At 45.7% G+C, this 10,000-nt stretch carries 8 protein-coding genes (1 of these 8 cut by a window edge); 1 reads left to right on the top strand and 7 read right to left on the bottom strand.

Annotated features, from left to right (window positions below; genetic code table 11):
* Positions 1-2,244: the 5' portion of a DNA gyrase subunit A gene (gene gyrA, locus NSS94_RS00040; protein WP_029518981.1), read on the bottom strand. Its footprint begins 321 nt before the window's first position; 2,244 of the gene's 2,565 nt are visible here — the first part of the coding sequence; it begins with the start codon at positions 2,242-2,244; the stop codon falls past the left edge of the window.
* Positions 2,245-2,710: 466 nt separating this feature from the next.
* Here gyrA and NSS94_RS00035 point away from each other — a divergent pair, with 466 nt between their 5' ends.
* On the top strand, positions 2,711-3,538 hold the full coding sequence (locus NSS94_RS00035; protein WP_029518980.1) for a YheC/YheD family protein: 828 nt from the start codon (positions 2,711-2,713) through the stop codon (positions 3,536-3,538).
* Between the two features lie 141 nt (positions 3,539-3,679).
* Here the strand turns inward: NSS94_RS00035 and gyrB are convergent, their stop codons facing one another.
* The 6 genes from gyrB to dnaA form a co-directional block, all read right to left on the bottom strand.
* Entirely contained in the window at positions 3,680-5,590 is a 1,911-nt protein-coding gene (gene gyrB, locus NSS94_RS00030; RefSeq protein WP_013308100.1) for a DNA topoisomerase (ATP-hydrolyzing) subunit B, read from the bottom strand.
* 30 nt (positions 5,591-5,620) lie between these two features.
* Positions 5,621-5,872, bottom strand: a complete 252-nt coding sequence (gene remB, locus NSS94_RS00025) for an extracellular matrix regulator RemB (protein WP_007433255.1) — start codon at positions 5,870-5,872, stop codon at positions 5,621-5,623.
* Between the two features lie 16 nt (positions 5,873-5,888).
* The gene (gene recF, locus NSS94_RS00020) at positions 5,889-7,004 is read right to left on the bottom strand and encodes a DNA replication/repair protein RecF (RefSeq protein ID WP_013308098.1); all 1,116 of its coding nucleotides are present in this window, start codon (positions 7,002-7,004) and stop codon (positions 5,889-5,891) included.
* 54 nt (positions 7,005-7,058) lie between these two features.
* A complete protein-coding gene (gene yaaA / locus NSS94_RS00015) occupies positions 7,059-7,277 on the bottom strand; it encodes a S4 domain-containing protein YaaA (protein ID WP_029518979.1) in 219 nt (72 codons plus the stop codon).
* A gap of 47 nt (positions 7,278-7,324) precedes the next feature.
* Positions 7,325-8,467 carry a DNA polymerase III subunit beta gene (gene dnaN, locus NSS94_RS00010; RefSeq protein ID WP_029518977.1) on the bottom strand — a complete coding sequence of 381 codons (1,143 nt, stop codon included), beginning with the start codon at positions 8,465-8,467 and terminating at the stop codon, positions 7,325-7,327.
* Positions 8,468-8,653: 186 nt separating this feature from the next.
* Entirely contained in the window at positions 8,654-10,000 is a 1,347-nt protein-coding gene (gene dnaA, locus NSS94_RS00005) for a chromosomal replication initiator protein DnaA (RefSeq protein ID WP_029518975.1), read from the bottom strand.

Below are 10,000 nucleotides of genomic sequence, written 5' to 3'. Positions count from 1 at the left end.
AACTGGACCATTTTTTTCCGTAACATTAATCGTCTTGATCCCCTTACCTCCACGGCTTTGGATACGATAATCCATAACAGGGGTACGCTTGCCATAACCTTTGGCCGTTACAATCAGGATATCCAGGCTGGTATCCACGATGTCCATACCAATTACAGCATCACTCTCATCAAGGTTGATCCCTTTAACCCCTGTAGCGCTACGGCCCATAGACCGTACATCACTTTCAGGGAAACGGATAGACATGCCTTGTGCTGTACCAATAATCATTTCCTGCTGTCCGTCCGTCAGCTTCACTTCGATCAGGGCGTCATCTTCACGCAAGTTAATGGCAATCAAGCCACCTTTGCGGATATTTGCATAGTCGTCAAGCGGTGTCTTCTTAATAATCCCATGCTGAGTCGCAAAGAAAAGATAGCTATCCTCCACAAATTCCTCGATTGGAATTACCGCATTGATCGACTCACCCTGTTCAATCTGAATCAGGTTAATAATCGGTGTTCCCCGGGCTGTCCGGCTTAGATCAGGAATCTCATAGGCCTTAATTCGATATACCTTACCCTTGTCGGTAAAGAATAACAAATGATGATGTGAATTCGTAATGAACAGATGCTCTACGAAATCCTCATCTTTGGTATCCATACCCACTACACCACGACCACCGCGTTTTTGACTGCGATAGGTGGTAACAGGAAGGCGTTTGATATATCCCGTATGGGTTACAGTAATAATAACATCTTCACGCGGAATGAGATCCTCATCCAGAATACTCTCTTCACCCACTGTAATTTCAGTGCGACGTTCATCAGCGAAACGCCCTTTAAGTTCATTCAGCTCTTCGCTAATGATGTTGAGTACCAGATGCTCGTTCGCCAAAATCTCACGGTATTCCGCAATCTTTTGTATTAGCTCGTTATATTCGTTCTCAATCTTCTCACGTTCCAAACCGGTTAAACGTTGCAGACGCATATCGAGAATAGCCTGAGACTGCTCAAGAGTGAGCGAGAAACGCTCAATCAGTCCTTCACGAGCTGCTTCTGCAGTTTGGGAAGAACGAATCAAGGCAATAACTTCGTCCAGATGGTCAAGAGCAATGCGCAAGCCTTCCAGAATGTGTGCTCTAGCTTCGGCCTTTTTCAGATCAAATTCTGTCCGGCGACGAATAACTTCGACCTGATGTTTGAGATAATGATACAAGACATCCTTCAGGTTTAGAATCTTCGGTTCGTTGTTTACAATGGCAAGCATATTAATACCGAAATTCGACTGCATAGCTGTATGTTTAAACAAATTATTCAGAACGACATTCGGGTTCACGTCTCTACGCAACTCAATAACGACACGCATACCCGTACGGTCCGATTCATCACGCAGATCCGTAATGCCTTCAATACGTTTGTCACGTACTAATTCGGCAATTTTCTCAACCAGACGAGCCTTATTCACTTGGTAAGGCAGCTCATGCACGATAATCCGTGCTTTATTGCCGATCTCTTCTATGGTGGTCTTTGCACGCATGGTCACAGATCCGCGGCCCGTCTGGTACGCCTGACGGATACCAGAGCGTCCTAAAATATAACCTGCTGTCGGGAAATCCGGTCCTTGAATATAATCCATAAGTTCCATCGGCGTAATGTCAGGGTTTTCGATCAGTGCTTGTACACCATCGATAACCTCTCCCAAGTTATGCGGAGGAATATTGGTAGCCATCCCGACTGCAATCCCGCCGACCCCATTCACCAGCAAGTTAGGATAACGTGCTGGTAATACGACAGGCTCGCTCTCTTCACCATCGTAGTTCGGCATAAAATCAACGGTCTCTTTGTTCAAATCACGTAGCATTTCCATGGCAATCTTGGACAACCGTGCTTCGGTGTAACGCATCGCAGCGGCCATATCTCCATCCACGGAGCCAAAGTTACCGTGTCCATCCACCAACATGTAACGCAAGGAAAAATCCTGCGCCATCCGCACCATCGTATCATATACAGCCGTATCACCATGAGGGTGATATTTACCGATAACTTCGCCGACGATTCTTGCCGATTTTTTGTAAGGCTTATCTGGCGACATGCCTAGCTCGGACATCGCATACAAAATACGACGGTGTACCGGCTTCAGTCCGTCCCGCACATCAGGCAAGGCACGGCTAACAATAATACTCATGGCATAATCCATAAAGGATTCGCGCATTTCCACTCCGATATCCCTATTGATGATTTGCGAGTTATTTTGATCCGCCATGCTGGTCCTCCTTCTTATCCTTCAATACAATGCTCTCTATGTGAAAAGCCTAACAAGATACTGCCTATACACTCCGCTCTCTGCGCAGGATTTTGGCTGAAATCCTCATCTGTATAATTATATTACTTTCACAAAAAGAGCACAATTAAACGCATCTGTCCTCTTTACAGCGTAAATCCCTCGTCATTCTCTTTCTGCCTGTAGCAGATCGCTATTCTCTTGTACAACTCACAAGCCCTGATTATAACAAATTCCCCAGAGCTGGGGATTAGCCCCCACCATAAGGGCCTTTTCCACATACAATACGTATACGGTCAGGGTTCAATTAGCAAAATTCCGAAAAACGCCGTATTTCTCTATTATATCATTGTTTTACGCGCTTGTCCTTTAGTTTCCCTTGTTTTGTTAAAGTGTTGCGGATTCCAAGTACATGACTCATATTTCGAAAAGAAAGGGATGAGATTACTTGTCTATTCAACGAGTATCCAGTAAGTGGACCAAAACAAATGCCATTCTCCCCAATCCGACATTGGCTGCTTATGTACCGGAAACACGGTTGTACACATTTGATCACTTAAACGAAATGTTGGCCGTGTATGGTACTGTCTATATTAAGCCGGATAACGGTACTTATGGAAAAGGGGTTATGCGGGCAGAGAGGCTGACAGAGCCGCTCCCGCCGACAGAAGAAGGAATCATCGAAGAGAGAACTTGGTATGTGCTTCGCTATGAAGTAGACATTTTCACCTTCGAAAGTCTAGAAGATCTGCATAGAGTGGTTTCTTCCCGCATACGAAAACGTCCATATCTGATCCAACGTGGAATTCCACTTCTTCAGCATGAAGAACGCCCCTTCGATCTGAGGGTATTAACCCAGATGAACTTGAGACACCAATGGGAAACAACACTTATTGTAGGACGCGTAGCTGCTCCTGACAAAGTCGTCACCAATCATCACAGCGGTGGGACAACACGCTTTTTCAATGAGCTGGTCGCTCCATATATGGATGTAAAGGAAGCTGTACGACTGGAGCAAAAATTATCGAAAATGGGCGAACGGGTAGCCTGGCAGTTGCAAAAAAAATACCCACGTTTAAGAGAAATTGGATTAGATGTGGGACTGGATCAGCAAAATTATCCGTGGATTCTTGAGGTTAATACGAGACCAGCAATCAAGGTATTCTCTTCCCTTCCAAACAAAAGCCTCTATCATAAAATATTCAGATATGCAGTAGGCTACGGCCGATACTCTCCATCGACAGGTAAACCCGTACGCTCTAAGAAAAAAGCCTAAAACAATGAGATTAGATATTCAAATACACCCGGGCTGGTTAATGACAAGAAAAGGGACGCCCATTTGGGCGCCCCTCGTGAACTCTTACAAAATACTACCTAATGAGCATGTAATACAGCCACTAGGAAGGAACGTTACACATTAGAAATCAAGATTTTTCACGTACTTCGCATGCTCTTGGATAAAGTCACGACGAGGTTCTACATTATCACCCATCAAGGTATTGAACAGTGTATCAGCCAGCATCGCGTCACTGACAGTTACCTGAAGCATAGTACGACTCTCAGGGTCCATCGTAGTTTCCCAAAGTTGGGTCGCATTCATCTCACCCAAACCTTTATAGCGCTGTACATTGTACTTCGCGTTTTCTCCAAATTCCCTGATGATCTCATCACGTTCCGCCTCGGAGTTCGCATAACGTACAACTTTGTTACGCTCTACTTTGAATAGTGGTGGTTGAGCAATATAAATATAGCCTGCATCAATGATTTTACGCATGTACCGATAGAAGAACGTCAGTAACAACGTACGAATATGGGCGCCGTCGACATCCGCATCTGTCATGATGATGACCTTGTGATAACGGGCTTTGGCGATGTCAAAGTCGTCTCCGATCCCTGTACCCATTGCTGTTACCATCGACCGGATTTCATCACTGGACAAAATACGGTCCAAGCGTGCCTTTTCAACATTCAGGATTTTACCGCGAATCGGCAAAATAGCTTGAAAGTGACGATCACGCCCCTGCTTGGCTGATCCCCCTGCGGAGTCACCTTCGACAATGTACAGTTCACTAATCGAAGCATCCTTAGAGGAGCAATCTGCCAACTTGCCTGGGAGCGAACTGATTTCCAGCGCACTTTTGCGACGTGTAAGCTCACGCGCTTTACGCGCTGCTTCCCGGGCACGTGCTGCTTGTAATGATTTATCTACCACGCGGCGGGAAACAGACGGATTTTCCTCTAGGAACTCCTGGAGTTTCTCTGCGAATAAGGATTCGACAATCCCTCGCACCTCACTGTTACCCAGCTTTGTCTTGGTCTGACCCTCAAACTGTGGTTCTGGAATTTTGACGGAGATAATTGCCGTCAATCCTTCACGCACATCGTCACCGGTCAAGTTGGCATTGTTGTCTTTAATCAAGCCATTTTTACGTGCATAATCGTTTATAATCCGGGTTAATGCACTCTTGAAACCTGATTCGTGAGTTCCGCCCTCATGGGTGTTGATGTTGTTGGCAAAAGAATAAATATTTTCGGTATAGCTGTCGTTATATTGCAATGCAACTTCGACTTGAATCATATCCCGCGAGCCTTCGACATAAATCGGCTGTTCATGTAGCGCTTCTCTTTTTTGATTCAAGAATTGCACATATTCACTGATTCCGCCCTCGTAATGGAATGTATCGCTAGCTCCCGTCCGTTCGTCAGTCAAGCTGATTGCAATGCCTTTATTCAGGAAAGCCAACTCACGAATCCGCGTTTGGAGCGTATCATAATCATATACGGTCGTTTCTGTAAAGATTTGATCGTCCGGATAGAAGGTCGTTTGGGTACCCGTCTCGTCTGTATCACCGATGACTCTGACATCATACTGCGGAGCACCACGGTGATATTCCTGCTCATACAGATGTCCGTCTCGTTTAACATGAACAATCATTTTGCTGGAGAGAGCGTTCACTACCGATACCCCAACCCCGTGCAGACCACCGGATACCTTGTACCCTCCGCCTCCGAATTTACCGCCTGCGTGAAGCACAGTCATAACGACTTCCAGCGCAGATTTTTTCATTTTGGCGTGTTCGCTTACTGGAATACCACGTCCATTATCTGTAACGGTAACACTGTTATCTTCGTGAACCACAACTTGAATGCTGTCACAATAACCCGCCAGCGCTTCGTCAATGCTGTTGTCCACAACTTCCCAGACCAGATGATGGAGACCTTTGGCGCTTGTGGAGCCAATATACATCCCGGGACGTTTCCGAACCGCCTCCAGGCCCTCAAGGACCTGAATCTCGCCCGCATCATAAGACGGTTGATTCATAGACATGCCTTTCACCTACTTCTATAGATTCTATGGTTAAGCATTGGCAACAAACTGGTTTGCCCGCTTTTTGAGTGTTGTTGAGGAGATGGGGGAATAATACACCGTATTCTGAGTAACTACGATGGACTTGGCTTCCTCTTCGCCAATCATCTCGACATGCTTTTGCTGTTGGGCATGGTTCACGTATTGCTTGGAGATTTTAGAGGATTTTTCAATCGAGATATCGAAAATAGCCACAAGCTCTGACGAGCGGATGATTTTTTCTCCACCCAGATGAATATACATAGCGGTCACTCACTCCTTAGTGTTCCACATGCCCGTCGTGGACGTGATAAATATTGGCATCCTTGAGTCGTTCTGCGTTCAAAGTCTCAACCCCGGTTGCCGTGATAAAGGTCTGTACTTTGCTTTGGAAGGTCTCGATCAGCTGGGTTTGACGATAGGGATCCAGCTCGGACAAAACATCATCCAGCAGCAAGACAGGATATTCACCAATTTCCTCATGAATTAACTCAATTTCGGCCAACTTCAAGGACAGGGCCGTCGTCCGCTGCTGCCCCTGAGAGCCATACGTATGCACTTCTCTGCCGTTAATGGCAAAGGCTAAATCATCACGATGGGGTCCCGCCAAAGTCATGCCACGGCGGATTTCCTGTTCCCTCATTTGGGATAACTTTATCATAAATCGCTCCAATAAGACAGCTTCATCTTCTTCCTCTGGCTCACTGAAGGAGGGAACATAGGTTAATTTTAACTCTTCCGTCCCACCTGCGATCCCTTCATGAATAGCTTGAGCCCACTTTTGTAGCTTTGTTATAAATTGTTTCCGCTTTTTAACAATTTTAACACCATGCTCAACAAGTTGCTCATTCCATACCTCCAGCATCAGCTGCACTGACGCCATATCCTTACCCCAAGCTTGCTTGAGCAGGTTATTTCGCTGAACCAATACTTTCTGGTATTGCTGCAAATGATACAGATAGCCTGGCGCAACCTGGCCGATTTCCATGTCAAGAAACCGGCGGCGAACCCCCGGTGTTCCTTTCACAATTTCCAGATCCTCAGGTGCAAACATGACCACATTTAACGAACCGATAAAATCGCTCAATTTACGCTGCTCCAGTCCGTTGATCTTTGCTTTTTTGCCTTGTGTGGATAACGCGAGATCCAGTCTGATTTTCCCGTATTTTTTATCCACATCTGCGGCTAGGTGAGTGGAAGTAGCCCCGAAAGAGATTAACTCCTTGTCGCGGGACGTTCGATGACTTTTGGTTAAAGCTAGTACAAAAATCGCCTCTACCAGATTCGTTTTGCCCTGCGCATTTTGTCCGATCAGCAAATTAACGGGACCAAATTCATTCAGTTCCAGCTGCTCATAGTTCCGGTACTGCTGCAAAACAATGTTGTTCACAAACACATAGGGTCCCCCTTGTTACTCCGTACCTAAAAGGAGTCCTTGCCACCCAGGCGATCATGCTCCTGCTGTAACCTCGAAACTTCCGTTGTCCTCTACTTCTACGGTATCACCTGGGTACAGTTTTCTTCCACGACGTTCTTCCGGTTCACCATTCACACGGACTTGTCCCTCTTGCAGCAGGGCTTTAGCCATGCCTCCTGTGGATACACAATCGGCTAATTTTAAAAATTGATCGAGCTTGATGTATTCGGTCTGTATAGATATTGGTTTCAAGGCTTGTTCATCCTTTCGGTTGTCCTCAGGTGGGTTAACGCTAGACATCAGTTGGTTGTGCGATATGGCAGGATGATATATAGCGCATTGCTGGAATCTGCCGGTTTTAAAATAATGGGACTCATAATGCCGGTAAAAGCAATCGTCAGCTGCTCGCTGTCAATCACCTTCAGCACGTCAAGCATGTATTTAGAGTTGAACGAAATTTTGAGCGGCTCCCCCTCAAATTTGGACACCGTTACTTCCTCACGCACTTTGCCAAGCTCAGAGGAACTAGAGGAAATTTCCAAACCGCCATTTTCCAGCGACTGCATTTTTACGATATTCGTTTTTTCCTCACGGGACAGCAAATAAGCACGGTCAATTGACTCACTTAAACTTTTTGTATCCACAATCAGTTCTGTTTTGTAGGAGGTCGGAATAATTCTAGAAGTATCAGGATAGGTGCCGTCCAAGATGCGGGAATAAAATAGCACCCGATCTACTTTGAATAATACCTGATTGTCCGCTACTACGATATCCACAAGCATATTTTGGTCTGGAATAATTCTGCTCAGCTCATTCAGCGTTTTGCCCGCAATGACAACATTGCTAAAGCGCAAGCCTTCAGACGTCTCCAAATGAGCGCTGCGGGTGGCAAGGCGGTGGCGGTCCGTTGCCACAAACTTCAGTTCCCCCTCAGCCAGATTCCACAACACGCCGGTTAAAATCGGTGTCGTTTCGTGGGTGGAAATGGAGAACACCGTCTGTTTAATCATATTTTTAAGTAAATCTCCTGGCACAGAGATGACTTGATTTTCTTCAATGTTGGGAAGCACCGGGAATTCTTCAGGATCTAAGCCAACAATCTGAATTTCAGTTGCACCGGACGAGATAAAGGTTTGGAATTGGTCTTTTACCTCCATACGAATCTCCTGCGAAGGCAACTTTTTGATAATTTCGACAAAGAATTTGGCAGGCAGCACCACACTACCGGGTTGTTCAACCTGAACGACAGTTTGGTCACCATCCTCCATCGGAATAAAGGATTGAATCGAGATGTCTGTATCGCTGGCGGTCAGCGTTACTCCCTGGTGATTCACATCCAGCTTAATACCACTCAGAATTGGAATCGTAGTTCGACTTGATATCGCTTTGGATACATGTTGTATAGCCTCGTTCAAAACGTTTTTCAGAATGCTGATCTTCATAAGTTCCTCCTACGGGTTTTAATCCTTCAAGCACGCGTTGACGCGGGCCTTATTTAGGTGATGTATATCTTTAAAATATATTAGTAATAGTAATAGGCGCACTGAATATGTGGATAAGTCACTGTAACCCTAATAAAATCAAGCCTATCCACATGTGTATAAATTGTGTATAGGCTCTGAACTTGTTCAGGTTGGATTTTTGATTTTTTCTATTAGGTTGTTGATAACTTTAAACAGATCCTGATCCACTTGAATGGATTTGGAGATTTTTTCGTGCGCATGAATGACAGTCGTATGATCACGCCCACCGAAAGCTTCACCGATTTTTGGCAAAGAATAATCGGTTAACTCACGAGACAGGTACATGGCAATCTGTCGTGGAAAAGCTACAGCCTTCGTCCGTTTACGCGCTTTAAAATCCTCCAGCCGTAAATTGTAAAATTCCCCGACTTGGTGCTGTATATCCTGGATCGTGATCATTTTTGGTCGACTGGACGGGATAATATCCTTCAGCGCCTCAGCCGCGAGATGACTTGATACATCCTGATTGGTTAAGGAGGAATAAGCGACAACGCGAATAAGCGCCCCTTCTAGCTCACGGATGTTTGTATCAATTTGATTAGCGATATACATCATGGCTTCATTGGGAATATCCAGGTTTTCTGCCCGCGCCTTTTTACGAAGAATAGCAATTCTCGTTTCCAGATCCGGCGGTTGGATATCCGTTATGAGTCCCCACTCGAAGCGAGAGCGTAGCCGTTCTTCCAGCGTTGGAATCTCTTTAGGTGGCCGATCGCTTGAGATTATAATCTGCTTGCGTTCCTCATGAAGCGCGTTGAACGTGTGGAAAAATTCCTCCTGCGTCGATTCCTTACCCGCAATGAATTGAATATCGTCAATGAGCAGAATATCAATGTTGCGATATTTATTCCGAAAACTTTCCCCGCGGTTGTCCCGGATAGCATTAATGAATTCATTCGTAAACTTCTCCGACGATAAATAAACGACCTTGCTGGCCGGATTGTGCTCCAAAATATAGTGTCCGATAGCGTGCATCAGATGCGTTTTTCCCAGCCCTACACCACCGTATAAAAACAGCGGATTGTAAGCTTTGGCCGGCGCCTCGGCGACGGCCAGCGATGCCGCATGGGCAAAACGGTTCCCCGATCCGATGACGAATGTATCGAATGTATATTTGGGATTCAGCATATGGGACACAGCTTCTTCATGAACGACCGGCTGCTGCTGAGGTTGTTGCTGAAGGTCGACCTCGGCGGGCTTGTTCTCTTCAATAACGAACTTGACCTCTAGCTGTTTGCCCAAAATCTCATAAACCGTTGCTCCGACTAGCTTGGTATAGCGGCTTTCAAGCCATTCCACGGCAAAAGTTGTCGGTGCAGAAATCACAATGGAGTGGTCATTTAGTTTCGCTGCCTTGGTAGCCTTAAACCAAGTGTCGTAACTCGGCTTACTCAGCTTGGTTTGTATGATGGATAGAATTTGCTGCCATAGTTCAGAGGTATGGCTGTCCAC

Origin of the sequence: Paenibacillus sp. FSL L8-0644, from assembly GCF_038008165.1 — a bacterium.
Taxonomy (GTDB): domain Bacteria; phylum Bacillota; class Bacilli; order Paenibacillales; family Paenibacillaceae; genus Paenibacillus; species Paenibacillus polymyxa_D.
The sequence above is the reverse complement of the archived record's forward strand: the minus strand, read 5'-3'. Positions and strand labels throughout refer to the sequence as shown.